The sequence below is a fragment of the Pseudomonas sp. WP18 genome (genome assembly GCF_036689585.1).
In the GTDB taxonomy this organism is placed as follows: domain Bacteria; phylum Pseudomonadota; class Gammaproteobacteria; order Pseudomonadales; family Pseudomonadaceae; genus Aquipseudomonas; species Aquipseudomonas chlororaphis_E.
The window spans coordinates 832,396-858,341 of record NZ_CP144758.1; the positions used below are offsets into that span (position 1 = coordinate 832,396).

Sequence of the window (25,946 nt, forward strand, 5' to 3'; positions counted from 1 at the left end):
ATCCTTGAATGTTGAAGCGGGGCGCCGGTCAATGGCAGGCCGCGATGAGTGCTGCGCCGACGGTTTTCCAGTCCGATGCAGGACTTTGGGTTTTCAGTGCGGTTGCCTGGAGCAACAGGTCTGCCGACAGTCCTGTGCTGACGCAGCACGCCTGGCAGCGCATGATCCAGTCCACCGCTTCCATTGAGGTGGCCTGTCCTGGCTCCAACTGCGCCGTCAGACGACTCACTTGCTCAGTGTTCCAGTTCAAAAGGTTGGCCAGCAGGTTGTTGGTCTCTTTTTCCGAGGAGTGCCCATCCTGATTGGCCACTTGCAGGTAGTGCAGCAGGTTCTCTTGCGACTGCGCCTGATGGCGGGCGCAATGGCTGAAGCGTTCGAGCAGATACAGCGTGTGGGGTGTGAGGGTTACGGAGGTCTTCGAGGCCAGCCATGTCGGATTATCCATCAGGGTTTTCAGCGTGCTGCTGTCCAGGTGCAGACGCTGGCAAGCCTCGGCGATGCGAAGGACTGTTGCCAGCACAGGCGGCATCATGCCCGGGGTCGTGTTGATGGCCGTGACGATCGCCTTTGCGTCGGTGCCGGCCATTTGCGTCACGCAAGGGACGTATTCGGCCGGAAGGTCCGCAATGTCATGCAGCAGTGTTTCAATCAGACGCTGAGGATCCTGGTTGGCGTTGTTGTCCGCTCGCAGTCTCGCCAGTCGTTCCTCCAACTTCTGATTCAGCGGCAAGCTCGTTCCTGGTTCATCGAACAGACGACACCACTGCAGCACATCAAGCTCGTTTTGCCTGAGCCAGTCCACGGCCCATTCCAGTGCCATCAACACGTCGAGAATGTCCGCCTCTGTGGATTGCGAGGTGTGCAATCGCCCGGTCACCAGTGCCTTGCAGAAGTCGTCTCCTCCCAACAACCGGGCCAGCTCGGTGCATTCGAGAGGGGACAGGCCCAGCATCCTGGCGATACGGGCCTGGCGGTAGAGTGAGGAGACCGTCGGCAAGTCGTGTTTTGGCGAGCCCAGGTACTTCTCGCTCTGGCGCACAAGCAGTAGCAGCGAATCCTGGGTCATGGGGAGTCCGAGACCTGCGCTCAGATAGCTGAGGGTTTGCCGGCCGGCGGTCAGAGGGCTCTGGGGGAGTTCCCACACGGGGCTTTCAAGCAGTCGGGTGCGATTGAACACTTGATCGAACAATGGCATGCGGTCGCCGCAAGCATCCACCGGCATGTCGTGCAGCAAAGAGGCAAACTCTTCAGGGGCAATGCCATGGAGTTGATTCAGGTAGCGGTAGACGCCCAGTGTGCGCAACGTGTTGATGTTGAGTGTGTCAGTCCCTTCAGAGCGCTGGGCATTGACGATCAGCGTATCCAGTTCGGCAACGGGGATGCCGGTCCAGCGATGCAGGCGGATCATTCGCTGCGCACGGTCGAAACGCTCATGGGAGTGATGGGTGAAAACCTGCGTCTCCCCTTGGGTGGCAATACTCAGGACGGAAGTCTGTTCCGGCCCGTTGATGTAGCTGGCGCCATAGCCGCTCTGTCTGGCGTCTGGGCTATTGATTAAGGACCGAGGGGTGTAGCTGCCTTGCGCCAACAGTTGCTCCACCTGCTCCGTCGTCAGCCCGGTGCGCTCCTTGAAAAACTCCAGCTGACCCAGGTTCGTTATGTTTCGGGTTCCGTAGTTCTTCTTCAGTGGATCTGGCTTGGAGATCGACACAATGGGCGCGAGCAGCAGGTTCTGTTGTTCCGGACTGAGACCGGACAGCAGTATTTGCGCGTCGAGAGGGGACGTCGTTACGCTGCCGTAGGTTGAGTTGCCTGGTGAAAACGGCAACTGCAGGCTGGCCCGATAGTTCAGTTCGCCCAGTGCGGGCTTGCCTGCCCCCAGCCCGAGCAGACACTGATGATGGTACAGGTTGTAGGGCAGCGAAAAGGGATAGCGCTCGCTGGCCAGCGCCTGGGGCACTGTCCTGCCCTTGCCTTCAACTTCCAGGTAAGCCTCGATGTTGCTGCGCAGGGTGTCATTGATGAGGTCAAGCATCGGACGCGTGGCGAAGGCGCTCTGTCGATCGAGTGTCAGGTGCTTGAGGTCCGGGCGGCGTTCTTCCAGGGTGATCCTGGCGGATGAGGCGGACGCCGGGAGCTGCTCCAGTTGCCTGGCAAACAGATACAGGGCACGTAGATACGCCACGGGCGAGTCGATTGCCGCGATATCGCCTTCGTTGCAGAACTGATCCCAGTTTTCCTCGAAGAGGGCCTGGTAGCCGGCGGACGCGGGCGTCGAGTCCGATCCCAGGCTGCGCCGCACGCGCCCCGGGGCATCCTTCCCGGCCGACACACGATGCGCCTGGTACCGGCGAGCGATTTGCCCGGCGTAATTCGCTGCACGGTCATAGGCCAGCCCGGCATCCGCGTCGCTGTACTTGGCCAGCTCAAGGGCGAACGGTGCCTTGCCCATGCGCACGATATCGAAAACCGACGCCAGCCCCATCCGCTGCAGGGCGGTTGCAAAACGAGCCTTTGCGGTGTTGCTGTCGTTGTCGTCGGCAAAGGCGACGAGCCTGTGCAGCAGCGAGTCATTGCTTGCGTCCATGTAGGGTTCATCTCCTGTTCGCACAAAGGTGCTTGTCCAGGGGAAACCGTACAGCAGCGGTAAAAAAAAGGCGGTAGGACGAGAGTGGGGGATTTGTACGAAAGGGCGATGCGTGGGGAGGGTTTTGGTTAACCGGGAATCCAGGAGAGGGGCTGGTGAATGGAGGGTGGCTGGACAAATTGGCTATTCTTAAACTAGGCTGAAATCAATGATTTCATTGATTGCATGGAGCGCTATGGCCAGCATCACTATTCGAAACCTGGACGATCAGATAAAGGAACAATTGCGTATCGCGGCAGCCCATAACGGCCATTCCATGGAAGAGGAGGCTCGGCTGATTTTAGGGCGTGCACTGGCAAAAGTGAGTCCGGAAGGTGGATTGGGAAGTCGTATCCGAAAACGATTCAGTACTCTGGGCGATGTTGATCTGGATCTACCCTCGCGCGACGAAAAGGCCACTGCGGCGGATCTTTTCGAATGATAGTGCTCGATACCAATGTTATTTCAGAGTTTATGCGTGCAGAGCCAAACCCCAGTGTCTTGGCCTGGATTGATTCGCAGCCGGCAATGGATCTGGTCATTTGCGCTATTACCGTGGCGGAAATTCTTCATGGTGTCGCCCGGCTACCCTTTGGTAAGCGCAAGCAAAAGCTTGAAGCCCATGCAATGGCAATGTTCGAAGAGGATTTTGCCGGCAGGATCCTGCCTTTTGATGCCCATGCTGCCGTTGAGTATGCGACCCTCGTTGCGTCATGCGAGGCCAAGGGGAGGGCGCCAAGCTTGGCTGATGCTCAAATCGCCGCTATTTGCCGGACTCACGGTGCGTGGATTGCAACCCGCAATATCAGAGACTTTGAGTTCCCAGGCGTTGAGGTGATCAACCCCTGGAACGCCTGAAGGATGCTTGGCACAAACGCCCGTGTCCCACCGGACCCGGGCGTTGTGTCTGATCAAACGCGGAAGTGGCTCACCATCATCTGCAACTGATTGCCCAGCCGCGCCAGCTCGACACTGGAGGCGGCGGTTTCTTCGCTGGCGGCGGCGGTCTGTTCGGAGACGTCGCGCACGTTGATGATGCTGCGGCTGATCTCTTCGGCCACGGCGCTTTGTTGCTCGGCCGCGGCGGCAATCTGCTGGTTCATCGACTGGATGTTCGACACCGTGCGGGTGATGTTTTCCAGTGAGGCGCCGGCCTTGCGGGTCAGGGCCACGCTGCTGTCGGTGAGGCTGCGGCTGTTGTTCATCACCGCGGCCACTTGTTGCGTGCCGTTCTGCAGGCCGGCCACCAGGCCTTCGATTTCCTCGGTGGATTTCTGCGTGCGCTGGGCCAGGCCACGGACTTCGTCGGCCACCACGGCAAAGCCGCGACCGGCTTCACCAGCACGTGCCGCTTCGATCGCGGCGTTGAGGGCCAGCAGGTTAGTCTGCTCGGCCACGGCCTTGATCACGTCCATGACGCTGCCGATCTTGTCGCTTTCCTGTTGCAGCACGGTCATGGCGTCGGTGGAGCGCACCACTTCGCTGGCCAGGCGCTCGATCTGGGCGATGGCTTCGCTGACCACCTGGTCGCCGGCACGGGCTTCGCCGTCGGCTGCGGCGGCGGCTTGAGACGCTTCCTCGGCGTTACGCGCAACTTCCTGCACGGTGGCGGTCATCTCGTGCATGGCGGTCGCCACCTGGTCGGTCTCGACTTTCTGGCTGTTGACGCCGGCACTGGTCTGCTCGGTGACGGCGGACAGCTCTTCGGCGGCGCTGGCGATCTGGGTCACGCCATCGCGGATGCCGCTGATCAGGTCGCGCAGGGTCACGCCCATGCGAGCGATGCCTTGTTGCAGCACGCCGAGTTCGTCGCGGCGGGTGACGGTGACCGTGTGGGACAAATCGCCACTGGCGATGCGTTCGACCACGGCCAGGGTTTCGCGCAACGGCCCGGTGATCTGGCGCGTGATGACCACGGCGGCAATGATGCCCACCAGCAACGCCAGCAATGTGCTGACCAATTGCAGGGTACGCGCCTGGGCGCTTTCGGCGTCGCGACGGTCAAGCTGGATCTGGTACAGCTGCTCGCTCAGGTTCACGATGGCCGTGCCCTGGTCGGTCATTTCCTTGCGTGCCTGCACTGTATCGGCGGTGGCGACCTTGAAGGCCTGCAACGCGCTGCGGTACTGGACCAGGGCGTTCTCCAACTGGCGCATTTCGGCTTGGCGGGTGCTGGCGAAATGTTCATCCAGCGGCTTGAGCGAAGCGATGGCGGCGTCCAGTTGAGCGACGGCCTTGCGTTCGGTATCGGCGTTGCTGTTGGCGGTATAGCCGCGCACTTCATAGCGGGCCAGCATGAATTCCTGCTTGGCGCGGGTGATCGCCTGGAACTGCTCGAAGCGCTGGTCGCTCAGGGCCATTTGCTGCACGTCGGTGTTGATCGCCTCGATCAGCTTGTAGGCGGTCTCGGCGTTTGCGCCCATGGCATCGCGGGCGGTGTTGCCCGTGCGATAGGCACTGCGCATTTTGTTCAGGGAAACCTGGTAGGCGCTGATGGTCGCGCTCTGCTCCTTGAGCAGCCTGACGTTTTCAGGGCTCTTGAAGCTATTGAGCAGCGCGTTCTGTTGCGCCACGAAACCATCGAGGGTGGTCTGCACATTTTGTGCGGCGGTTTCGTCGCCGTTGGTCAACATGTATTGCAGGCGCGCGACCCGCAACTTGGTCAGGCCGGCATTGAGCTGGGTGATGTCGCTCATCCAGTTGCTGCGATCGATCAGCCCGCCCAGGCTGGTCCAGCCGGTCAGGGCCAGGATGCAAGTCAGGACCAGGACCAGGCCGAAGCCCAGGCCCAGCTTCATGTTGACGCTAATGTTGCCAAACCAGCTGTTCATCCAATTCCTCCAGGAAACGTTGTGCTGCTTGTCGTCGGTTGGCTGGAAGAGTTGTTGTTGTTAAGCACCAGCAGAAATGTGTAGCAGGCTTGTATCGGCCGCCGCCTCTGGATCTGAAAGATTTTTTTCCGGGGCTTCGGCTTTCGTTGAAAGATCGGGATCTACGCCAAGCTTTTTTTCACATCGGTTTCACCGCTTGCCTACGTGAGCCGCTCTACTGTCGCGCCATCGAATGTTTGGGTGGATGCCGTCGGGGCGGCTTGATGTGGAACTGAGACTGAGTCTTTTCGGCCAGACACGCTCGATTGACACGAGCCGGTTTGCCCGTTACCGAAACACCGCGGTCGTCCTGGCTTCGGCGCTGCTGGTGAGTGCGCTGAGCCTCTGGCTGCTGGGCCCGGCGACGCTGCCGGACCTGGCCCATGGCAACATCGCCGGTGCGCGGGCGCTGGCTGACGGCTGGGCGAAGGGGGAAATGATCGTGCTGGTACGCCACGTGGAGCGCTGCGACCACTCCAAGGCGGCGTGCCTGAACGATCGCGAAGGCATCACTGATCGCGCCCGTGCCGTGGCGGTGGGCCTGGGAGCGCAGTTCGAGCAATTGGGCCTGGACCACACCGACCTCTACAACAGCCCGTTGACCCGCACCGCCCAGACGGCGGGGTACATGTTCAACAAGGTCAGCGCCGGCGACGATTGGCTGGTCAATTGCCGGCACGACCTGCTGCGCAACGCCCTGGCCCACAAGGTGCCCGGGCGCAACCTGATCCTGGTGACCCACAGCGAATGCATGCAGGCCATGGAAACCGCGCTCAAGCAACCGACCTCGACGTTTGGCTATGGCGCGTCGCTGTTCGTTTCCACCGCCCAACCCCAAGCGCCCCGGCTGCTCGGCTTTATCGAAGCGTCTGACTGGCGCTCGGTGACCTTTCAGTAACCTTTCCCACGATCAGGACTGCCCATGCTGACGTCTGCTCGCTCCCGTTTCTACGGGCTCAATCTTGGAATTCCCCTGGTTTGCGCCGTTGTGGTGTTCCTGCTGTTCGACATGACCCGCATCGACATCGCCATCAGCGATTTTTTCTACGACCCGGTGCACCAGGTGTTCCCTTTGGAACATGTACGGCTGTTCGAGCAGATCACCCACAAGTGGGCCAGGATCATCCCGAACTGGACCGGCGAGGCGGCGATCATCGGTGCGCTGCTGTCGTTCATCTGGCCGCTGCTCAAGCCGCAGAATCGCCCTGGGTTGCTGCGCGTGCTGGACAAGGCCAGGCTGAGCAAGCCACTGCGTTTTGCCTACAGGCACCGTCGTGATTTCCTGTATGTGGTCTTCGCTTTCTCCCTCAGCACGGGGGTCATTCATTACCTCAAGGGACACACCAGCGTGTACTGCCCGGTGGAAACCACCCAGTACGCCGGCAAAATCGAGCACAAGGAGTGGTATCAGAATTTCGACCTGCTGAAGGTCGCCGGTGACGGCCGCTGCTGGCCCGGCGGCCATGCCTCCGGCGGCTTTACCATGCTCGCGCTGTACTTTGTCGCCCGTCGTTATCGCTGGCGTCATTCCAAAGCGTTGATGTACGGCGCACTGACCCTGGGGTTCGTCTACGGCACCACACGCGTCCTGCAGGGCTGGCACTACATGTCGCACACCTTCTGGGCGGGGATTTTCGTCTGGTTGAGCTGCTGGCTGATGGCGCTGGTGTTCTACGGCCGCCGGGTCCTGGAGCAACCTGTGCTGAACAAACCCCAGCCGATGGCGACCCGTGTCTTGCCGAACCTGGACGGGGCTCATCCTTCGGCCTGAAGGGCAGGCAAAAAAAAGCCCGCGGCAGAGCGGGCTAAAACCTTAGTTTCTTGAATGAGCGAGGGGACTGTACCGAATCAGGCAGGCGCATGGGGTGAAGAAAAGTTTATACGGGTAAAGGGGATTTCCTGATCCGCTTGCCGAACAATCGCTTTTTTGTGGGAGCGGGCTTGCTCGCGAAGACGGTGGGTCAGTCGATATCGATGCCGGATGCTAGAGCGCTTTCGCGGGCAAGCCCGCTCCCACAGGTGACTTGGGGTGCTCACAAAGGCTGTATTCACCCTAAAGCCCATGTGGGAGCGGGCTTGCTCGCGAAGACGGCGGCACAGTCAACACCACCACAAACTGACCCACCGCTTTCGCGAGCCTGCTCCCACCAGTGTGGGTGCAGGCTCGTGCTCTAAATTTTGAAATGCCTTGTGTAGGCACCTTTCCCATTGACTTGCAGGACATTTCCTAGAAAATTCCAACCCCTTGCGCCTGCGGATTTCGGTGCCTAGTCTCTGTTCGCCGCTGCCCATTCAGCGGTCGGGTTTAGCAGCTCGGAAATCACGTTAGGCGCATGGCAATCACCATGAACGCGGGCATCTTGATCGTCCGAACTTATGGCGGCTGTGCGCAGGGCATCTTCGGGTGCGCCGGTTTCCTAACGTGCCGGTCTGCTAACCTGCGCATGGCTGCCACCCAATCGTTTAGCAGCGAACGTGGCGGCTCCGACATACGTTAGGAGTACCCATGGAAAAAAACTCATCCCAGACCCGCCCGTCCCACCGCTGCACCTGGACATCGCCGCCGATCCCAACGCCGAACGTGTCATCGATTCCTACCTGAACGCCAACGCCGCCCAGCCCGCAGAGAACCCCTCGCCGGACCTGCTCTTCACCATCGTCGATGGCGTCGATGCGGAGAGTCTGTTGGCCAACCTCAGCGAAACCTTGGCCTCTGCCAACGTCATGGCCGGTGACCTGGCATTCGAACTGGAGGGCTCGCGACGGCACTTTGCGTTGGGGCTGCAACAGCTGATCGAACTGGGCCAGCTCTTGGCAAACCGGGCGTTGGATACGGTGGACCCGAGGTAGAAACTGAAAAAGGGTTTGATCGATGATCAAACCCTTTTTTGTGCCTCTTTGCTTGACTCACATTGACAGAAAGTTGGCCGGCACATGGTCCGTCAACCAGACCCCGTTATCGGCTTGAAAAAAACTGAAGCCCTGCTGATGCATTCGCAGCGCTTCAACTTCAAGCACTACAGGCTTGCCTGATGCGATCAGAACTCCGGTCAGAGATGGGATTTATTGTTGTAGGGTATTTCATAAGTATTAGCTTGAACCAAGCTTAACCACTCTCAAGTGATATATATCGTAAAAAATTAACGATTGATAACAACGCACTGCTGCGACATAACTGGGGGGGCACTCAAAACAATCGCATTGGTGCAAGGATGCCGCATGCAAGAATCGACCGCTCTTCTTCCCCCTTTGAAAACATCGAACACCATGAGCAATGCTCACGGAAAAAATGTCGGATTTCCGTCAAATTTTAAAGATGCCCTAAGCTGGAATGGCGTTCTTCCGTCAGTGACGCTGCCTTACAACCTTGAGACCATCATCAAAGAACGCGATGCATTTTCAAAGTTGATGGCCATAGCCCATTCGGTACAAGCCCAGATAGAAAGCCTTTTTCCAGATAACACAGAGGGAGTGCGCAATGAAATTGAGAATATTATCAGCTCAGACTTGGGTATCGACACCCTCAGTGCATTGGAAGGTAACTTAAAAAAGAAAGCGATCGCTGTCGAGCTTCTACAACGAATCGGAATGAGCACATGCTGGTATGAAGCTGATAGAGTCTTTGGCGTAGATGCATTGTCATTGGACAGCACGGAAAGCGCAGGGCTATTCGCGACATATGTGGAAACAGCCGAAAACAATCAGGAGCGCTTGTACTATTACGAAGGTTTTTTAAGTTCCCTAACAGCATCTCATTTCAAAAAAATCCTTATCAACGGGATTTCGATATTAGAGGGCCTAACTCTGGCTGTGGATGCTGCGATCCATTCCGCCTTAACAAGAGGTGAAACTGCCTACCGCTTCAATTTACCCCTCAGTCAATCTGCACATCTGGTAACCGTGGCGGGAACTGCCACTCTCCGAAGCGGAGACGGCTGGAATTTCGAGGCGGCGCTTCGCAAAAGCATTCTGTTATTAACAGGGCTGGGAGAAGTACTTCTCAGTCGTGCTACGGCGATTGGTATTGGTGCGTTATTCTATTCACCTGCTCTTGGTAACGGCGAGCGTTTCCCTCAAACGGTTCTTAAATTATCGGGTAGCACAGTCTTGCCAGACGCCCCGGCCAACCTGAATGAAATTGCCGCAGCAGCAGGAACCATTGATCTTCCCTATCGGATTTATGGTGACGTCAACCAATACACACTCGTTGCAACACCGACGGGCGGGAGCATTTCGTCAGCGGTGCCAGTTCGGGCGCTGGAGTTTGACCAAAAGACCAATAGCTACAGTTTCACCTCCTTCGACACACCGCCCATTACCCTCAGCTTTCCCATTATTCACTGGGAAAACGGTTCGACTACCTCACCTGCCAGACCAGTGGACGTACCGAGATACACTGGGGTTGAGCTGTTGCCGCTACATGTGCAACCCGTACCATTACCAGCTATCGGGCCACCCGACTTCAGGGACTGTATTTACTGCTTTCCAATCGACAGCGGCCTGCCGCCGATTTACATGGTTTTCAACAGTCCTTATGAAGGTGCCACCACAAGAGGAAAATACAGCGGTCGACTTTTCAACCCAGCGAAGGCTGGAGGTCCGATTCTTGATCTAGACTGGAAAAATGCTACGGTGACCCAATCGGGTATTGATCTGGTCAAATCACATCTGGGGCGCCTCGACCCTTCAGATGCCAATAACATCATGGTTGGCCGATTGGAAAAAATTTTGCTAGGTGAATTGATCATTACGTCTATCGACAAACGCTTCTACACTCATGAACTGAGAGAGCTTGAACGTTTTAGGGCATTGGGGGTCGCCGACGGAGTCAGCCCACAAGATGATGGCGCTATTTGGAATAATACTCACGCAGCATCACTGGAAGACTATAAGCTAAAAGACAACCCCGAATTACTCTACACCCCTGAAGCCCTAGAGGCAGATCAAGAACAAAGCAATAGAGAGTATAGGAAGTTAGGAGGAGCAAAATGATGAGCGTCATCGAAATCATTGTCTTGAATGAAAAGCCTGAAGAGGTAATCCTGTTCCTCACCAAGAATGAATCAGGAATTTCCTTTCCTCGACTTGATCGCCTTTATAATCGCGCCAATTGGGCGCACGTTTCGGACAACATGGGGCTATTGAATCTAGTTAAAAAAATGCGTGATGCAGATTTCATTGAATACGGTGGTCCCGGAATTATCCGAGGAAAGAACTGGAGAGAACCTGCATTCATGCTAGAGGGGAAATATAATTTTGATTGATCCCCTCAAACTCTTTCATTTTTTGGGGCTATAACCAATTTCTACTTATCAAGATGCATAAAATCCGATGCCTGTACAGGCTTCGGATTTTCATTTGTTGTGGCCAAAGAAAGCTCAACTGTTCGGCATTAGCCCTGGTGGCTCTTTATCTATGTATTGAATGCGGACGCTGGCGTTGGAGTGCCTCTGTACGGCGCGAATACGCAAGCCATCTTCGGAGAGGTTGAAGCGTTTTTTATCGCTGCTGTCGACGACGGCTGGATAAAGGGGACAAATTTATTTTTAAGGTTGCAGAGAAGGGCGGTTTTTTGATTCGTTTAGTTCCCCGGATAGAGGGGATTTCCTGATCCGCTCGCCGAGCAATCGTTTTTTGTGGGAGCGGGCTTGCTCGCGAAGACGGCGGCACAGTCAACGTCACATCAACCCCACCACAAACTGACCCACCGCTTTCCCGAGCCTGCTCCCACCATTGTGGTAGCAGACTCGTGCTCTAGATTTTTAAATGTCTTGTGTAGGCACCTTTCCCATTGACTTGCAGGACATTTCCTAGAAAATTCCAACCCCTTGCGCCTGCGGATTTCGGTGCCTAGTCTCTGTTCACCGCTGCCCATTCAGCGGTCGGGTTTAGTCGCTCGGTATGTCGTTAGGCGCAAGGTCTCCTTGAAGTCAGGCTACAGTGTTGTCGCTGATTTTTATGGTGGCTGTGCGCAGGGCACCTTCGGGTGCGCCGGTTTCCTAACGTCCCGGTCGACTAACCTGCGTACAGCCGCCACCCCACCTCGTTTAGTCGCGAACGGTGACAGCCTCAACTGACGTTAGGAGTACCCATGGAAAAACTCATCCCAGACCCACCCGTCCCACCGCTGCACCTGGACATCGCCGCCGATCCCGATGCCGAACGTGTTATCGATTCCTACCTGAACGCCAACGCCGCCCAGCCCGCAGAGAACCCCTCGCCGGACCTGCTCTTCACCATCGTCGATGGCGTCGATGCGGAGAGTCTGTTGGCCAACCTCAGCGAAACCCTGGCCTCTGCCAACGTCATGGCCGGTGACCTGGCATTCGAACTGGAGGGCTCGCGACGGCACTTCGCGTTGGGGCTGCAACAGCTGATCGAACTGGGCCAGCTCTTAGCAAACCGGGCGTTGGATACGGTGGACCCGAGGTAGAAACTGAAAAAGGGTTTGATCGATGATCAAACCCTTTTTTGTGCCTCTTTGCTTGACTCACATTGACAGAAAGTTGGCCGGCACATGGTCCGTCAACCAGACCCCGTTATCGGCTTGAAAAAAACTGAAGCCCTGCTGATGCATTCGCAGCGCTTCAACTTCAAGCACTACGGGCTTGCCGTAACGCTGTCCAACCGCGATCGCTGTTGGCATGTCCTGTGACAGGTGCACATGATGACGCGAGCCAGCGATCAGGCCTTTTTCTCTGATTGAGTCCAGAAAGCGTGTTGCAGTGCCGTGATAAAGAAGCGCTGGTGGCTCTTTCTCTATGTATTGAATGCGGACGCTGGCGTTGGAGTGCCCCTGTACGGCGCGAATACGCAAGCCATCTTCGGAGAGACTGAAGCGTTTTTTATCGCTGCTGTCGACGACGGCTTGGATCAGGGCGATATCCAGGGATCGGCCGTCACACGCAGCGCCGGCTATTAACGATCCAATGTCTGCCCAGCCTTCGCCGTCCAGTTGTAAACCGATCGCTTGTGGTTCATGCCTGAGAACATAGCTCAGGAACTTGCTGGTTTCGTTGAGTCGCTTGGTGTCCATACGGCTTGAGCCTCAATGTCATGCTTTGATTGGCCAGTCGCTGCCCGTGCCTGATTTTGTCGTCGCAAGCTTACAGCAGGGCCTTGATACGGTGCTGGTTTCCCAGCGTTGAGCGCTCACTGACGAAATCATTTCGGTGCAGGATTGCGCCGATAAAGGATTGCGCCTCTGCTAACCTGCGTGGGCTGCCACCTTAATACTCACTTCGGACCTCCAGCCCGTGCCAACCCCCAACCGCGACGCCCTGACCGCCCACCTCGCCCGCGCACCCGATGACGTGGCGGCGCGTGCCTCCCTTTATCGTGATCTGCTCGATGGCGCCGAGGTTTCCCTGGCGGGCGTGCGGGTGGCGGCCGGGTTGTGTGACCCGGCTGCGATGGCGGTGATTGCCGCGTTGAACGTCACGCCCCATTGCAATCGCCCCGGCCCTTTATTGCCGCAGTTGCGTGGCCTGCCGGTGGACCAGGTGGTGCTGGAGGAGGCCGAGTCGCAGTGGCTCGATGCCCTGGCTGGGTTGCCGTTGCGGACACTGGTGCTTAACGGCCCGAGGTTTTGTTGCGGGCCGGACATCTGGGGGCGTTTGCCGGGTGTCGCCCTCGAAAGCCTGGCCATCAGCGGCTTTGCCCGCAGCGATGACGCCACCAGCCTCCCGTCGCTCGAACGTCTGCGGCACTTGAAGCTGGACACCTACGGTGAGGACTTCGACGACGGTTTTCTTCGGCGATTGGCCGGCAGCCCGTTGCAGACGTTGTCGTTGAACCGCTGCGATGACATCACCGATGACGGCCTTCGCGCGTTGTCGTCTTTCTCGTTGCGCTCGCTCACCTTGGGCTGTGCAGGGGCGCTGACTTCTGCCGGTATGCGGCACCTGTGCGCGCAGCCACTGGAACAACTGAGCGTCGGCTCCAGCAGCGCCATCCTGCAAGATCCTGCGTGGCTCAGCGCGCTAACGGCGTTGCGGTCATTGAGCCTGAACGATTGCTACGCGAGCGATGCCGCGCTCCAAGCCATTCGCGATCTGCCCCTCGAGCGACTGTCACTTCACGCGGCGTATGTTTGCGAGGACGATTTCGAAGGGCTCGAAGGCATGCCGCTCGCCGACCTGGACCTCAAGGGCTCACGGCAAATGATCGAGCGACTCGATGTGCTGCACGGCTTTCCACTCAAGCGGCTTGGGCTCTGCGATGTGCAGGGGATCAGCGCGCAGACGTTGCGCGATCTTGAAGGGTTGGGGCTGGAGTCGCTCGACCTGTCTTTGAACGAGGTCACCTGGAAGGAACTGAAGCAACTGGCCGGCCTGCCGCTGAAGCGCTTGAGTCTGAGTTTCTGTCAGGGTGTGGATGGCAAGGTGTTGCGCAAGCTCACCGAATTGGGGTTGCCGTTGGAGCAACTGGAAATCAGCGGCCTGGACCTGCACGACAGCGACCTGGCGTGCTTGCGTAACCTGCCGTTGCAACGCCTGGGCTTGTACGAAAGCCCGTGGCTGACCGATGCCGGCGTCGCCCATCTGGCCGGGCTGCCGTTGCGGGACCTGACGCTCGAGGCGGGGCCGGGGGAGTCGCAGCTTACGTCGGCCATGGTGTCGGTGCTGGAAGGGTTGCCGCTGGAAAGGTTGTCGTTGCGCAATGGCTCGCAGATCAGCGCAGACGGGTGGGATCGCCTGGCCAGGCTGCCGGCCCGCGTCAGCGGCCCGGGTATTTGATGCGCCGCGGTACTTTTAGTTATGCGCAGTGAGGAACCTTCTCCACTTCCCGGTAGATCTGCTCACCTTTAGCAATCTCGGCTGTACGTAAATCATAGGCAATCTGCAGGTTCAGCCAAAATTGCGCTGACGTATCCAACGCGGCTGCCAAGCGCAAGGCAACATCTGCGCTGATGCTGCGACGCTTCAACACAATGTCATTTATCGTGGGGGCCGAAACGTGCAAAGCCCTTGCAAGCGCGGCTGCCGAAAGGCCAAGTGGTTCCAGGTATTCTTCTTTGAGAATTTCCCCGGGATGTACAGGCCTCATGCCGTTCTTAAACATGGCTCACCTCAGTGATAATCGACGATTTCTACCTGTTCGGGGCCATTGATGCCCCAGACAAAACAGATTCGGTACTGACCATTGATCCGAATGCTGTGCTGACCCTGTCTGTCGCCCTGCAGCGGCTCCAGCCTGTTTCCCGGTGGGGAGCGGAGGTCATTGAGTTCGACCGCTGCGTTGAGCATCCCCAGCTTTCGTTCCGCAACTGAAAGGATAGCGGCCCAGCGCCGGGCCTTGCCGGTTTCAAAAAGGGCTTGGGTGTCGGCGCATTTGAAGCTTCGGATCATAGCTTAATGCTTAACGTTATTCGTTAAGGCGAGTCTACATCGTTTGCAGGGATACTCAACGGGTTGCCGCATACCGGTTGTCGTGAGGCAGCAAGCCTTGATGCTGGTCGGGCCCATAGAACCCTGTTCGATAACTGACCGCATCAAGTCGAGCACCGCCATAAACAGCAGACTTACCAGTTGTAACTCAGCTTCGCGGTGATTTCGCGGCCGGGGTTGTAGTAGTTCGCGGTCCCTGAGCCGACCACGTGTTGCTCATCCAGCAGGTTGCTGACGTTGATCGCCAGGTCGGTGCCTTTGAAGAGTTTGTAGTTGAACGCCGCGTCGAACAGTGTCGTGCCATCGCTGGTGTCGGTGTTGGCCGCATCGAAGTAGTAAGCGCCCACATAGCGTGCACCCAGGCCAACGCTGACATCGGTGTCGGGTACGTTGTAGTAGGTCCACAGCGATGCGGAGTGTTTTGGTGCCGTGGCGAATTCATTGCCCTTGAGTGAGCTGCCGTCATACAACGTGCCGCGCAACACTTCGGACTCCATGTAGGAATAACCACCCACCAGGCTCAGGTTGGGGGTCAGCTCGGCCTTGGCTTCCAGGTCCAGCCCGCGGACCCGTGATTCACCAACGGTTTGTTGTTCGATGACACCGCTGGGCAATACGACGGCGATGCTGACATTTTCCTGGGTCAGGTCGTAGACGGCCGCCGAGAACAACGCGTCCATGCCGATGGGCGCATATTTCACCCCCACTTCGTATTGTTTGCCGGTTTTCGGAATGACCCCCACCGTTGGCGGCGAGACCGACTCGACCATGCTGATGTAGGTGGAAACTTCATCGTTGACGATGTAGGTCAGCGCGCCGCGATAGGACGTCTCGGAGAAGTTGTCCGACTCTTTTACGTGGTTGATGTCGGTGCTGGACAGGTCCATCGAGTCGTTGCGCACACCGGCGGTGACGATAAATCGCTCGTAGAAGGACAGGTTCTGTTGCAGGAAAACAGCCTTGGTCTTGGTATCGAGCTTGTCATTGCTATAGGGCGCTACGCCGCGTGGAACGCCGGTGAACACCGGGTTGGCCAGGTCGATGGAGCCGGTTGGGGCATAGACGGATCGTTCCTCGGTCGAGGAATCGCCATACTCCACGCCCACCAAGGTGCTGCTGTCGATGTTTTCGAAGCGGGCATCGTATTGCAGCATCAAGTTGCCGTTCAGTTGCTCGGCTTCGCTGTCCGTGCCAAAGATGTAGCGTGGCACGGTGGTTCCGGTGCGCGTGGTGGAGTCGCTGAGGAACACATAGCCGAAATCATCGGTCAGCTCGCTGTAGCGCAGGTTGCTGCGCAAGACGAAACCATTATCGAAGTCATGGCTGAAGGTGCCGCTGAGGTTGGTGCGTTCGACATCGTGGAAGTTGTAGCTGGGTTCGCCATAGAACTTCTTGCGGTCGTATTCCTTGTCCAGCGGGTAACCGCCACTGTTGGGCGAGCTTTGGGTTTTCAGGTAGTCCACGATCACCGAGGCCGAGGTGAAGTCGGTGGGTGACCAGGTCAGGCCGCCCATCACGAACTTGTTGTCGTCCTGGGAGTGGTCGTACTCGCGCTCACTGTCTTGCATTTTTGCCGTGAAGCGACCGGCCACGGTCTTGTCTTCATTCAGCGAGTCGCCGACGTCGATGCCGGTTTCGGCGTGGTCGAAAGAGCCGTAGGTGACATAGCCCTGGCCGAATTTTTCGAAGCGCGGCTTCTTGCTGACGAAGTTCACCGAGCCGCCCGGGTCGGCGGGGCCGAACAACGTGGAGTTGGCCCCGCGTATCACTTCAACGCGTTCATAGGCGAACGGTTCCTCGCGCACACCGCGCATCGAGCCCAGGGTCAGGCCATCCCGATAGGTGGTGGCCTGGAAGCCGCGGATCTGGAAGTAATCGTTGCGGTCGTCGGTGCCGTAATAGTCGGTGATCACCCCCGGCGTGTACTGCAGCAATTCTTCCGTGGTGCTGGCGCTGCGTTGCTGCATTTCCTTGTCGGTTACCACGGAAACCGAGGCGGGCGTGTTGAGAATGCTGGTGGCCACCTTGCCACCGACCCAGAGTTCCTGGGCGACCACCGACTGGGTGTCCTCGCTGCCATCGACCCGGGCCTTGGCGTTGACGAGGATGGGGGCGAGGCGATAGTCGTCCAGTTCGCCGTCCACCTTGGCTTGCGGCGTCAGCAGGTAAGCGTTCGGGCCTTGCTTTTGAATCTCCATGTCGCTTCCCTGTAACAGCGCCGACAGGGCTTGAGGGGTATCGAGTGCGCCGCTCACACCCGAGGTCGTGCGGTTCGCGACGCTTGGCGCATCGAAGGAAAGACTGATGCCGGCTTCACGCGCAAAGCGATCCAGCGCCGGTGCCAGTGGACCGGCAGGGATGTTCCAGTGGTGAACGGCGTGGGGCTGCTCGACGCTTGAGGTTTGCGCCAGGGACGGTAGCGCGTAGCTGCTGACGATGACGCCAAAGACCGCGCCGTGCAGGGCGCGATTCAGTCGAAGGCGCTGTGGAACCGGGGACGAACTCATTTACTCGCTCCGTGAAAGGGGATCGGCAGATCGGCCTGTATGTCGGCCTTTCTTACATGCCGAACGAGAATGAGAAATCACCTCATTTTTATTTGATAAGACTGTGCAACGAGAACATCACCTCAGCTGGCGGCGCTCAAGGTCACCCAATAGTGGGTTCGATAATCGATGCGCAACTGTAATGACTGCGCAACCAAGGCCAGTACCTGATCGGTATCGGCAAGTTGGAAGGTGCCGGAAACGCGCAGCCCCGAGACTTCTTTGGCGCAGCGCAACACGCCGGGGCGATAGCGCGACAAGGCCTCGATAAAATCATCGAGGCGCATGTGGCGGGCGCTGATCACGCCGTCGCTCCAACTCCATAGGTCCAGGCCGTTGTCCTGGAACTCAGCCACGCCCTTGGCAGTGAACAACCGTTGGTTGGCGGCTTGGACGGTGTCGCTGGCCAGGCTTCGACTGGACCCGGGAAACACCGTGACGGCGCCAGACTGCACCGCGAGGAGGGTGCCGTCGTCACGTTCGTGCGCCAGGAAGCGGGCATTGAGGGTGCGTATGAACCCGTCGCGGGTCTGCAGCCAGAACGGACGCGGTTGCGCCGCGCCGGCATCCGCACCGGTGTTCACGATGATTTCGCCGCGCCGCAGAATGACCAGGCGCCGCTCTGCGGTGAAGTCGCTGTCGACGGCACTGTCGCTGTTGAGCTGGATAAGACTGCCATCGTCGAGTTGGACGCGTTTGCGCTCGCCGGTTTTGCTGTGCTGTTGGGCGAGCAGGGCCGGCAGCGGCGTGTAGTCCCGGCCGAGCCAGGCCGCGCCCCCCACAGTTGCCAACATGCCCAGCAGCTTCAGGCTCTGGCGCCGATGCAGGCCTGAGCGCGTGCCCTTGAGGGTGTGCCGGGCCAGATCAGGCGGGATACCGGCGAAGTCATCGCCAAGCGCTTCGACACGTTGCCACGCCAACCGATGCTCCGGCCGCTGGGCCAGCCAGTGCTCGAAGGTGCGTTGGGTTTGCTCATCGGCCGGGTTGAAGCGCAGGCGCACCAGCCAGTGGATCGCCTGGTCGACCACGGCCGGGTCCAGCCCCCGGGCTTCACTGGTCGGCATAGCGCAAGCGATAGCAGTGTTGCAGGGCCTTGGCCAGGTCGCGTTCCACCGTAGAACGGGAAACACCCAATTTTTCGGCGATTTGCAGGCAGGTCAAACCGTCGAGCTGGGCGAGCAGAAACGCCTCGCGCACTCTCGGCTTGAGCAGGTCAAGCAGGCGGTCGATCCGTTCGAGGCTGTCGAGAATCAGCAGCCGTTCTTCTTCAGAGGGAGCCTCTTGGGCAGGCAGCAGCGCGAGGCTTTCAAAGTAGGCACGTTCGAGCTCGCGACGGCGGTACCGATCGATCATCAGCCCGCGGGCGATGCTGCTCAGATACGCGCGCGGTTCGCGCAAAGGGCTGGATTGACGGGACTTGAGCAGACGCACGAACGTGTCCTGCGCCAGGTCTGCTGCGCTTTCGCGACAACCGATGCGCCGGCTCAGCCAGCCATGCAACCACGAATGGTGGCTGCGGTAGAGCAGCGCGAGATCGGCATCACCCAGTGTGTCGTTGCTGCGCATCAGCATCCCGGAAACTACATAATTGATAATGAATCGCATTATATTCAGGCGGCAGACGCCAGAGCAAATTTGCCGGCTTTTGGCGTTCGCCACGGTGTTCTCGGGCTGCTAGGAGCAGGCAAGGCTTCACGAGCGAGCTGTGCCCGGGCCCTCCAGCGGTGGATTGGCAAACAGGTGCTCGGCGGCGAAGTCTACGAATACGCGGATTTTTGGCGAAAGATGACGACTGGACGGCCACAGTGCCCAGAATTGCCCCTGGTCTTCGCTGTGACCATCGAGCAGCGTTTCCAGGCGACCTTGGGCGATGGCTTCGCGCGCCAGGAAGTCCGGGACAAAGGCGATTCCGTGCCCATCCACCACGGCCATCAACATGGCCTCCATGTTGTTCAGCGTCAGGGCGGTGGGCAGGCGCAACTGCACGAACTCCGGGGCGGCAGACATGCTCCAGTCCATTATTTTGCCCGTCGTGACAAATCGATAACGCAAGCACTCGTGGTGTTCGAGGTCGCTGATCGCGGTGGGCCGTCCCTTGCGTTGCAAGTAATCGGGTGACGCGCACAGGACAAACTTGAAAGGCCCCAGCTTTCGCGCCATCAACTTCGAGTCGGCCTGGCCGCCGCTGCGAATCACCACGTCAAAGCCCTCATCGATCACATCCACCAATTGATCGTTGAAGTCCAGCTCCAGCTCGATGTCCGGATAGGTCTTGCGGAACCGCGTCATGTGCGGCAACAGAAAGCGATAGCCAATGGTGGGCAGGCTCACGCGCAGCTTTCCGCGGGGCTCCTGCGTGGCGTGGGACAGCATCGCCTGGGCGTCTTCAAGGTCGTCGAGGATCTTTCGGCAGCGTTCATAGAACAGCTGTCCTTCGGCTGTCAGGCTGACTTTGCGCGTGCTGCGGTGCAGCAGCCGCACATTCAACGAGGCCTCCAGTTTGGCCACGTTCTTGCCCACGGCGGAGGCGGAAATCCCCAACGCCCTGGCGGCACTGATAAAACTCAGCGCCTCGGCGGTTTTTACGAAAGAGGTCACGCCACTGAGACTGTCCACGAATCGATTACATCCTTTTAGTTCATTATAAGTGGAATAAAAGCCCGTTTATCTTCAATTGTATCCTAACTAGAGTGTACGAAACGATCGCGCGCCTTAGCCTGGACAGCACGGATACTTCAAAGACATGCAGGGAATGACGTCATGAACTCAGCTACCGAACCGCTGCCGACCCGGGGCCGGTATTCCATCCTGGCTGCCATTTGCCTGGCAGCCCTGGTATTGCCCATGAGCTTTACCGGCGGGGCAGTGGCCACGCCGTTCATTGGTCAGACCTTCGATGCCCATCCCACCGAACTGGCCTGGATCACCAACGCCTTCATGCTCAGTTTTGGCAGCCTGTTGATGGCGGCCGGCACGCTCGCCGACCTCTATGGGCGTAAGCTGGTGTTCATGTGCGGTATCGCGCTGTTTGCGTTGGTGTCGATCCTGTTGGCGGTGGTGCCCGACATGATCTGGCTGGACCTCTTGCGTGGCGTACAAGGCATCGCCGCGGCGGCTGCGTTGGCCAGCGGTTCGGCGGCCCTGGCCCAAGAGTTCGACGGACATGCCAGGACACGTGCGTTCAGCCTGCTGGGCACCACGTTTGGCGTTGGCCTGGCCTTCGGCCCGTTGGTATCGGGTTTGCTGATCGAATCCATGGGCTGGCGCAGCATTTTTCTTTGCACCGCCTTGCTCGCCATTCTTTCCTTGATCTTTGCCTTGCCCAAAATGCGCGAAAGCCGCGACCCACAGGCTCAGCGCTTGGATACGCCCGGCGTGCTGACGTTTTCCGGCCTGTTGGTGGCCTTCACCACGGCAGTGATCCTGGCGCCGGAGCAGGGCTGGGGTTCGCCGGTCATCCAGGCCCTGTTTGGCGCGGCGGCGGTCTTTTTGCTGCTGTTCATCATTGTTGAAAATCGGGCGAAGCATCCGATGCTGGAACTGGGCTTGTTCCTGTTTCCGCGTTTTGTCGGCGTACAGATCCTGCCGATCGGCACCTGCTATTGCTACATCGTCTTGATCGTACTGCTGCCGTTTCGGTTTATCGGTGTGGAGGGGGCCAGTGCCTTTGAAGCGGGGTTAATGATGTTGGCCCTGTCCGCCCCGATGCTGGTGATCCCCATGATCGCCGCGTCGCTGACCCGCTGGTTGTCCGCGGGCGTGCTGTGCGCCATTGGTTTCGTGATCGCCGCGGTGGGGCTCTACTGGCTCAGCGTGATCCCGGCCGGCGAACACGGGCAGATCCTCGCGGCCATGTTGCTGACCGGGATCGGCACAGGACTGCCCTGGGGCCTGATGGATGGCTTGTCGGTCAGCGTGATCCCCAAGGAACGAGCCGGGATGGCCGCCGGTATCTTCAACACGACACGAGTGGCCAGCGAAGGCGTCGCCCTGGCAATCACTGTCGCCGTGCTGACGGCGCTGGTCGCGCACCACCTGAGCCTCAATGCCTCGGTCAAGCTGCCTGTTGCTGATTATTCAACGATCGCGCAACGGCTGGTCATGGGCGATCTCCAGCACGCCAGCACTAGCGCCAGCCAGATCCCCTTGACGATGCTGCGCTCGGCCTACACCGCAGGCTTCAAGACCTTGCTGCAACTGCTGGCGATCTTCACCTTGCTCACTGCCACTGTGGTCTTTCTGTTTTTGGGACGCCAAAGCGAAGTCGGTACCGAGTCCACGACCGATGCCGTGCGATTTTCATCGGATAGCTGAAAACTGCTTTGGAGTTATGGGTAATGTCGTCCAACACACACTTTACGCCGCTGATTTTGGCGGGCATTGCCGCATTGTGCGGCTTGTCGGTGGCCAACGTTTACTTTAACCAAGCACTGCTGCCGGTGTTTGCCGGTGCGATGAGCATTGACGCGGGGCAGACCAGTTGGATCGCCACGGCATCGCAGATGGGCTATGCGCTGGGGATATTGCTGATCGTCCCGTTGGGCGACAGGGTGGCGCCCTTGCGACTGTGCCGCGTGCTGCTCGCGTGGACCGCGGCCATGCTATTGCTGGCCAGCCAAGCCACCCAACTTTCGTTCCTGGCGGGCGTCAGCTTCCTGATCTGCATGGGTACCTGCATTCCGCAGGTACTGCTCCCTTATCTGGCAGGTCTGGCCACTGCCGGCGAACGCAGTCGCGTCATTGCCTGGATACAAACGGGTTTGGTCATCGGAATCCTGCTGTCCAGGGCCATTGCTGGATGGTTGGCCGATCACCTTGGCTGGCACTCGGTGTATTGGGTGGCGGCTTGCGTCATGGCCCTGTGCGCGCTGGTTCTGCCGAGGATTTTGCCTCAGCGTCATGCGCCCGGAATACCGGTTGCCTATGGCCGACTCCTGAGTTCGATGCTGCACCTTTTCTGGCATGAACCGTTGCTGCGCCTGTCTTGCGCCTTGGGCGCCGCCGTGTTTGCCGCCTTCAGTGCGTTCTGGTCGGTCATCGCTTTCAAGCTAATGGGGCCACCCCACAACATGAATGCCACGGAGGTCGGCCTGTTCAGTCTGTGGGGCGCCCTCGCCACGTTGCTGACGCCGGCGGCTGGCAAACTGTGTGAACGGTTTGGCACGGTCGCTATCAGCCTCGCTTCTATTGCGCTGTGTTGCCTGAGCTTCGTCTTATCGATGGCCTGGGCCAATCTGTTCATTGTGCTGCTGGCGTGCGCCAACCTGCTCAGCTTTGCCTTGCAGCTGGGGCAGGTGGCCAACCAGACACGGATTTTTTCTCTGAGCCCGGAAAGCCGAAGCCGCTTGAACACCGTGTACATGGTCTGCAATTTTTGTGGTGGGGCATTTGGCAGTGCCTTGGGTGGGTATCTTTGGCTGCGATTCGGATGGACCGGATGCGCCACTCTGGGATTATTGTGCGCCGTATTGGCAATGGTCGCCTTGCTGGCGATCCTAAGGCCGCGCTCCAAACAACTTTCGGTCGTATAGCCATTGAGTGACCGGTCGTCCACGTTCGTAACTTGTTATTCCTTCCTTGTACTGATTAGTTGTATGGGTGCTCGCATCAATACAGCTATCTGCTGTTCTTCGTGATACCTCCCTCCCCTTAAAATTCCTGTCATGTTTTTACCCGTCCGTTCGCCATCTCCTGTAATGGCTTTTTAATATGCGCGGATATTGAACTTATAGTTCAGACAGTTGAGCCGAAAACGCTCAACCGCTTTGAAATACTCTGAAATACAATTGCTCGCAGTAAACGGTTTTTTCGGAAAACCAGGCAGACTCCAACTTGGCAGAACAGTCGGGGACGAACATTAGTTTCCTGAGCTTTTTTTGATCTCTCAAACAAGGAGTCTTCGATGATGCTCATCGACTCTGAAAAAGTGTGTGTGTTCATACCGTTCGCCGGGGGCAGCGGCTTGTCGTTTGAAGCGTTGCGACGTGCCGTGGGTACTGACATGCCGGTGACGGGTGTCACTTATAAACGTCGCTATCAAAAAGATGTCACGCAGGCACCCGGTACTGTCGAGGCCATGGCAAATGAAGTCATTGCGTTGATCGACAACCTGGCGGCGCGCGAGGTCATTGTTTTTGGTTACAGCCTGGGGGCCATTGTTGCGTATGAGGTTGCTCGTCGCCAGCATGAATTTGGCCCGCATTTGATCAAGTTAGTGGTAGCTGCCTGCCGTGCGCCGCACCTCTTTAACTGCGCACAGGTAACACTAGACGATTCAGAAGAGGTATTCCTTAAAACGGTTGCCAAGTTTGGAATTATTCCGGATTTCATGTTCAAGGATTCGGCAGCCAAGCACCGCATGCTGCCTTCCTTGATCAAGGATTTCCAGGCGGCAGCCTCATACCGGCACCTTCCGGGCGAGCCGTTGAGCCTTCCCATGACGGTTCTAGGCGGTAGCCAGGATCCCTTTGCACCGGTTCAGGATGTGATGGCCTGGAAGGAGCATAGTCAAGATTCTATTCGGCTGGAGTTCTTTGAGGGGAACCATTTTTTCCTCACCCAACATGTGCCTGCCATCACCCGAGTGATTACCGAGCCTGTCAGTCCGGTGACACGTCAGCCTGTTTCATCCCAATACCTGGATTCTGTAAGCCTATAAAGGTGAAAAAAATGGAAGAGCTCAGTGTCTCAAGCAGCGTTTCTTCGTGCCCGTTTTCTGGATTTTCCCCGCTTAGTTCACATCAGCAGGAACCGCCCAGGCATTACGTCGTAGTGGGAGATAGGATAAAAAGTCAGTGCAGCGACAATCTATTTATATCGGTGACAGCGGCCGAAGAAATGGTTGCTCAACTCGCTGAAAGCGAAAAGTTGACCTTACATGTTGGTCAGGGTGTTACCGATGAGCAACTAAACACGCTGTACGGATTCAAGGAGGCGTTGGCGCCGACATTGAATATCCTTCCGGTGGAGCATCCCCCGCGCGCCTCTTCAAGTGCTACGCACAAATTGAAGAGTCATAACATTGCCATCTCCGCGCCTTGGGAAAATGGTAATGGCACTTATTCTGCTTCGTTAATGATCGATGATGCCAATGCTGAACTAAGCGATCATCTGACCGGCCAGCATGTTTCTGGAATGATGGTCATCGAGGCTGCACGCCAAATGACCATCGCCGTTGCAGAGGCCTATTACGTAACCCCGGCGGCCAAAGGCAAAGTCAACTTTGTGACCAACAAAATGGACGTTACGTATCGGGACTTTCTGCTGCCGATACACACCGAAATCCTGTGTATTCCGGTGGAGCTGCGCCGCTCGGGCGCCTCGAATTTTCGTTTTGGCTGCCGCCTTGAGTTCAAACAACAAAACCAGTGCCTGGTGGTGCTTGGCTTTGAATTATCGGTGATCGACTCGCGCTACTTTCAACTCAAGGAAGCGCAACTTCTTCATCAATTCGTCAAGCGTCTCGCCTGATCCACTTTTGAGAGAGTCCCTATGAAAGAGCAAGTTCTCAGCATTATTTATAATGCGATTGAAAATGAAAACCACAGTCTCGCCCAGCCCATCAGCCTGGAACAAGGCGAAGACACCGCCCTCTACGGTGCCGGCGGTGTCCTCGATTCGATGAGCCTGGTGTCCATTGTGATTGACGTCGAGCAGATGCTTGAGGAACAGCTGGGGGTCAAGATGACGCTGGTCAACGACAGCGCCATGTCCCCCAAGCGCAGTCCGTTCCAGTCGGTAAGCACCTTCGCCAATTACATTCTTGAACTGAATGCTCAGGTGCCCCATGGACGATAAAAAGCCTGTCACGCTTATCACGGGGACACGCAAGGGGATCGGCAGGCATCTGGCCGAGTATTACCTTGCTCAGGGGCATCGCGTAATCGGCTGCAGCCGTTCATCCAGCGATCTTACCCATTCAAGCTACGACCACTTTATTGCGGACGTGGCCGATGAGCAGGCCATCGGCGAGCTGATGAAACACGTGCGTGGCACCTGCGGCCGGCTTGATCACCTGATCAACAATGCCGGCATCGCCAGCATGAATCACTCGCTGCTGACGCCCTACAAAACCGCGCAAAACATCATGCAAACCAATGTGCTGGGCACATTCCTGCTCAGCCGGGAAGCGGCAAAGCTCATGCGCGCCGGGCGTCAGGGACGCATTGTGAATTTTTCCACGGTGGCCAAGCCGCTGAAGCTGGAAGGAGAGGCGCTGTACGCCGCTTCCAAAGCCGCTGTGGAGACCCTGACCTGCGTAATGGCCAAGGAGCTGGCCAGTTTTGGCATCACCGTTAATGCGCTGGGCCCCACGCCGATCGATACCGATCTGACGCGGGTCATCCCCGCACAAAAAATGAAGGACCTGCTGGCGCAGCAGTCGCTGAAGCGCTTCGGCACGTTCGACGACGTGACCAATGTGACGGACTTTTTCCTGTCTTCGCGCAGCCATTTCATTACCGGCCAAGTCGTGTATCTCGGCGGCCTCTAACTCAGCTCTCCTGCAAAAGGACTT

At 57.9% G+C, this 25,946-nt stretch carries 24 protein-coding genes and 2 pseudogenes; 15 read left to right on the forward strand and 11 right to left on the reverse strand.

Annotation, left to right across the window (positions count from 1 at the left end):
- Positions 1-28: 28 nt before the first annotated feature.
- Entirely contained in the window at positions 29-2,587 is a 2,559-nt protein-coding gene (locus tag V5F23_RS03520) for a Tc toxin subunit A (RefSeq protein ID WP_338497591.1), read from the reverse strand.
- 235 nt (positions 2,588-2,822) lie between these two features.
- On the opposite strand from V5F23_RS03520, the gene V5F23_RS03525 reads away from it, so the two are divergent.
- Both V5F23_RS03525 and V5F23_RS03530 read left to right on the forward strand, forming a co-directional pair.
- Positions 2,823-3,068, forward strand: coding sequence for a plasmid stabilization protein (locus tag V5F23_RS03525; RefSeq protein WP_042728168.1), 246 nt, complete (start codon positions 2,823-2,825; stop codon positions 3,066-3,068).
- A complete protein-coding gene (locus V5F23_RS03530; protein WP_338497593.1) occupies positions 3,065-3,484 on the forward strand; it encodes a type II toxin-antitoxin system VapC family toxin in 420 nt (139 codons plus the stop codon). The genes V5F23_RS03525 and V5F23_RS03530 overlap by 4 nt, the downstream gene beginning before the upstream one ends.
- 53 nt (positions 3,485-3,537) lie before the next feature.
- On the opposite strand, the gene V5F23_RS03535 is transcribed toward V5F23_RS03530, so the two are convergent.
- The gene (locus tag V5F23_RS03535) at positions 3,538-5,457 is read right to left on the reverse strand and encodes a methyl-accepting chemotaxis protein (protein WP_338497594.1); all 1,920 of its coding nucleotides are present in this window, start codon (positions 5,455-5,457) and stop codon (positions 3,538-3,540) included.
- A gap of 265 nt (positions 5,458-5,722) precedes the next feature.
- Between V5F23_RS03535 and V5F23_RS03540 the strand changes: the two genes are divergently transcribed.
- From V5F23_RS03540 to V5F23_RS03550, 3 genes are all read left to right on the forward strand, one after another.
- Positions 5,723-6,394 carry a histidine phosphatase family protein gene (locus tag V5F23_RS03540; protein ID WP_212803376.1) on the forward strand — a complete coding sequence of 224 codons (672 nt, stop codon included), beginning with the start codon at positions 5,723-5,725 and terminating at the stop codon, positions 6,392-6,394.
- A 24-nt stretch (positions 6,395-6,418) separates the two neighbouring features.
- On the forward strand, positions 6,419-7,267 hold the full coding sequence (locus V5F23_RS03545) for a phosphatase PAP2 family protein (RefSeq protein ID WP_212803377.1): 849 nt from the start codon (positions 6,419-6,421) through the stop codon (positions 7,265-7,267).
- 704 nt (positions 7,268-7,971) lie between these two features.
- Positions 7,972-8,346: a DUF6124 family protein gene (locus tag V5F23_RS03550; protein WP_212803378.1), complete on the forward strand. Its 375-nt coding sequence runs from the start codon at positions 7,972-7,974 to the stop codon at positions 8,344-8,346.
- Positions 8,347-8,403: 57 nt separating this feature from the next.
- Here V5F23_RS03550 and V5F23_RS03555 read toward each other — a convergent pair.
- Positions 8,404-8,526, reverse strand: a pseudogene (locus V5F23_RS03555) (RNA--NAD 2'-phosphotransferase); the annotation flags it as partial.
- Positions 8,527-8,715: 189 nt separating this feature from the next.
- On the opposite strand from V5F23_RS03555, the gene V5F23_RS03560 reads away from it, so the two are divergent.
- Positions 8,716-10,488 (forward strand): S-type pyocin domain-containing protein, encoded by a 1,773-nt coding sequence (locus V5F23_RS03560; protein WP_338497598.1) that lies wholly within the window; start codon positions 8,716-8,718, stop codon positions 10,486-10,488.
- Positions 10,488-10,760 carry a hypothetical protein gene (locus tag V5F23_RS03565; protein WP_042728199.1) on the forward strand — a complete coding sequence of 91 codons (273 nt, stop codon included), beginning with the start codon at positions 10,488-10,490 and terminating at the stop codon, positions 10,758-10,760. Before V5F23_RS03560 ends, V5F23_RS03565 begins: the two co-directional genes overlap by 1 nt.
- A 135-nt stretch (positions 10,761-10,895) precedes the next feature.
- Here the strand turns inward: V5F23_RS03565 and V5F23_RS03570 are convergent.
- Positions 10,896-11,015 (reverse strand): annotated as a pseudogene (locus tag V5F23_RS03570) (RNA 2'-phosphotransferase); the annotation flags it as partial.
- A 572-nt stretch (positions 11,016-11,587) separates the two neighbouring features.
- On the opposite strand from V5F23_RS03570, the gene V5F23_RS03575 reads away from it, so the two are divergent.
- Entirely contained in the window at positions 11,588-11,929 is a 342-nt protein-coding gene (locus tag V5F23_RS03575) for a DUF6124 family protein (RefSeq protein ID WP_042728175.1), read from the forward strand.
- A 57-nt stretch (positions 11,930-11,986) separates the two neighbouring features.
- Here V5F23_RS03575 and V5F23_RS03580 read toward each other — a convergent pair whose 3' ends face one another.
- The gene (locus V5F23_RS03580) at positions 11,987-12,532 is read right to left on the reverse strand and encodes an RNA 2'-phosphotransferase (protein ID WP_212803379.1); all 546 of its coding nucleotides are present in this window, start codon (positions 12,530-12,532) and stop codon (positions 11,987-11,989) included.
- Positions 12,533-12,752: 220 nt separating this feature from the next.
- On the opposite strand from V5F23_RS03580, the gene V5F23_RS03585 reads away from it, so the two are divergent.
- Positions 12,753-14,234 (forward strand): leucine-rich repeat domain-containing protein, encoded by a 1,482-nt coding sequence (locus V5F23_RS03585; protein WP_338497600.1) that lies wholly within the window; start codon positions 12,753-12,755, stop codon positions 14,232-14,234.
- Positions 14,235-14,253: 19 nt separating this feature from the next.
- On the opposite strand, the gene V5F23_RS03590 is transcribed toward V5F23_RS03585, so the two are convergent.
- The 6 genes from V5F23_RS03590 to V5F23_RS03615 form a co-directional block, all read right to left on the reverse strand.
- The gene (locus tag V5F23_RS03590; protein ID WP_042728178.1) at positions 14,254-14,559 is read right to left on the reverse strand and encodes a HigA family addiction module antitoxin; all 306 of its coding nucleotides are present in this window, start codon (positions 14,557-14,559) and stop codon (positions 14,254-14,256) included.
- An 8-nt stretch (positions 14,560-14,567) separates the two neighbouring features.
- Positions 14,568-14,846 (reverse strand): type II toxin-antitoxin system RelE/ParE family toxin, encoded by a 279-nt coding sequence (locus V5F23_RS03595; protein ID WP_042728179.1) that lies wholly within the window; start codon positions 14,844-14,846, stop codon positions 14,568-14,570.
- A 173-nt stretch (positions 14,847-15,019) separates the two neighbouring features.
- Entirely contained in the window at positions 15,020-17,392 is a 2,373-nt protein-coding gene (locus tag V5F23_RS03600; protein WP_042728180.1) for a TonB-dependent siderophore receptor, read from the reverse strand.
- A 122-nt stretch (positions 17,393-17,514) separates the two neighbouring features.
- Positions 17,515-18,495 (reverse strand): DUF4880 domain-containing protein, encoded by a 981-nt coding sequence (locus tag V5F23_RS03605; protein ID WP_338497603.1) that lies wholly within the window; start codon positions 18,493-18,495, stop codon positions 17,515-17,517.
- Positions 18,482-18,997: a sigma-70 family RNA polymerase sigma factor gene (locus V5F23_RS03610; protein ID WP_042728200.1), complete on the reverse strand. Its 516-nt coding sequence runs from the start codon at positions 18,995-18,997 to the stop codon at positions 18,482-18,484. The genes V5F23_RS03605 and V5F23_RS03610 overlap by 14 nt, the downstream gene beginning before the upstream one ends.
- A gap of 126 nt (positions 18,998-19,123) precedes the next feature.
- Entirely contained in the window at positions 19,124-20,047 is a 924-nt protein-coding gene (locus V5F23_RS03615; RefSeq protein ID WP_047738397.1) for a LysR family transcriptional regulator, read from the reverse strand.
- Between the two features lie 144 nt (positions 20,048-20,191).
- Here V5F23_RS03615 and V5F23_RS03620 point away from each other — a divergent pair, with 144 nt between their 5' ends.
- The 6 genes from V5F23_RS03620 to V5F23_RS03645 all read left to right on the forward strand — a co-directional run bounded on the left by V5F23_RS03620 (position 20,192) and on the right by V5F23_RS03645 (position 25,922).
- Entirely contained in the window at positions 20,192-21,745 is a 1,554-nt protein-coding gene (locus V5F23_RS03620) for an MFS transporter (protein WP_042728183.1), read from the forward strand.
- A 23-nt stretch (positions 21,746-21,768) separates the two neighbouring features.
- The gene (locus V5F23_RS03625; protein ID WP_042728184.1) at positions 21,769-22,962 is read left to right on the forward strand and encodes an MFS transporter; all 1,194 of its coding nucleotides are present in this window, start codon (positions 21,769-21,771) and stop codon (positions 22,960-22,962) included.
- Between the two features lie 371 nt (positions 22,963-23,333).
- A complete protein-coding gene (locus V5F23_RS03630) occupies positions 23,334-24,089 on the forward strand; it encodes an alpha/beta fold hydrolase (RefSeq protein WP_042728185.1) in 756 nt (251 codons plus the stop codon).
- Positions 24,090-24,100: 11 nt separating this feature from the next.
- A complete protein-coding gene (locus V5F23_RS03635) occupies positions 24,101-24,901 on the forward strand; it encodes an AfsA-related hotdog domain-containing protein (RefSeq protein WP_080922005.1) in 801 nt (266 codons plus the stop codon).
- 21 nt (positions 24,902-24,922) lie between these two features.
- Complete coding sequence (locus V5F23_RS03640) at positions 24,923-25,228, forward strand: hypothetical protein (RefSeq protein WP_042728187.1); 306 nt, start codon at positions 24,923-24,925, stop codon at positions 25,226-25,228.
- A complete protein-coding gene (locus V5F23_RS03645) occupies positions 25,218-25,922 on the forward strand; it encodes an SDR family oxidoreductase (RefSeq protein ID WP_042728188.1) in 705 nt (234 codons plus the stop codon). The genes V5F23_RS03640 and V5F23_RS03645 overlap by 11 nt, the downstream gene beginning before the upstream one ends.
- The last annotated feature ends 24 nt before the right edge of the window (positions 25,923-25,946 follow it).

What these genes read in the sequence shown, in the direction of transcription:
- V5F23_RS03520 (WP_338497591.1), bottom strand. Translation starts at nt 2,587, where the DNA reads ATGGACGCAAGCAATGACTCGCTGCTGCACAGGCTCGTCGCCTTTGCC.
- V5F23_RS03525 (WP_042728168.1), top strand. Translation starts at nt 2,823, where the DNA reads ATGGCCAGCATCACTATTCGAAACCTGGACGATCAGATAAAGGAACAA.
- V5F23_RS03530 (WP_338497593.1), top strand. Translation starts at nt 3,065, where the DNA reads ATGATAGTGCTCGATACCAATGTTATTTCAGAGTTTATGCGTGCAGAG.
- V5F23_RS03535 (WP_338497594.1), bottom strand. Translation starts at nt 5,457, where the DNA reads ATGAACAGCTGGTTTGGCAACATTAGCGTCAACATGAAGCTGGGCCTG.
- V5F23_RS03545 (WP_212803377.1), top strand. Translation starts at nt 6,419, where the DNA reads ATGCTGACGTCTGCTCGCTCCCGTTTCTACGGGCTCAATCTTGGAATT.
- V5F23_RS03560 (WP_338497598.1), top strand. Translation starts at nt 8,716, where the DNA reads ATGCAAGAATCGACCGCTCTTCTTCCCCCTTTGAAAACATCGAACACC.
- V5F23_RS03565 (WP_042728199.1), top strand. Translation starts at nt 10,488, where the DNA reads ATGAGCGTCATCGAAATCATTGTCTTGAATGAAAAGCCTGAAGAGGTA.
- V5F23_RS03575 (WP_042728175.1), top strand. Translation starts at nt 11,588, where the DNA reads ATGGAAAAACTCATCCCAGACCCACCCGTCCCACCGCTGCACCTGGAC.
- V5F23_RS03580 (WP_212803379.1), bottom strand. Translation starts at nt 12,532, where the DNA reads ATGGACACCAAGCGACTCAACGAAACCAGCAAGTTCCTGAGCTATGTT.
- V5F23_RS03590 (WP_042728178.1), bottom strand. Translation starts at nt 14,559, where the DNA reads ATGTTTAAGAACGGCATGAGGCCTGTACATCCCGGGGAAATTCTCAAA.
- V5F23_RS03595 (WP_042728179.1), bottom strand. Translation starts at nt 14,846, where the DNA reads ATGATCCGAAGCTTCAAATGCGCCGACACCCAAGCCCTTTTTGAAACC.
- V5F23_RS03600 (WP_042728180.1), bottom strand. Translation starts at nt 17,392, where the DNA reads ATGAGTTCGTCCCCGGTTCCACAGCGCCTTCGACTGAATCGCGCCCTG.
- V5F23_RS03605 (WP_338497603.1), bottom strand. Translation starts at nt 18,495, where the DNA reads ATGCCGACCAGTGAAGCCCGGGGGCTGGACCCGGCCGTGGTCGACCAG.
- V5F23_RS03610 (WP_042728200.1), bottom strand. Translation starts at nt 18,997, where the DNA reads ATGCGCAGCAACGACACACTGGGTGATGCCGATCTCGCGCTGCTCTAC.
- V5F23_RS03620 (WP_042728183.1), top strand. Translation starts at nt 20,192, where the DNA reads ATGAACTCAGCTACCGAACCGCTGCCGACCCGGGGCCGGTATTCCATC.
- V5F23_RS03625 (WP_042728184.1), top strand. Translation starts at nt 21,769, where the DNA reads ATGTCGTCCAACACACACTTTACGCCGCTGATTTTGGCGGGCATTGCC.
- V5F23_RS03630 (WP_042728185.1), top strand. Translation starts at nt 23,334, where the DNA reads ATGATGCTCATCGACTCTGAAAAAGTGTGTGTGTTCATACCGTTCGCC.
- V5F23_RS03635 (WP_080922005.1), top strand. Translation starts at nt 24,101, where the DNA reads ATGGAAGAGCTCAGTGTCTCAAGCAGCGTTTCTTCGTGCCCGTTTTCT.
- V5F23_RS03640 (WP_042728187.1), top strand. Translation starts at nt 24,923, where the DNA reads ATGAAAGAGCAAGTTCTCAGCATTATTTATAATGCGATTGAAAATGAA.
- V5F23_RS03645 (WP_042728188.1), top strand. Translation starts at nt 25,218, where the DNA reads ATGGACGATAAAAAGCCTGTCACGCTTATCACGGGGACACGCAAGGGG.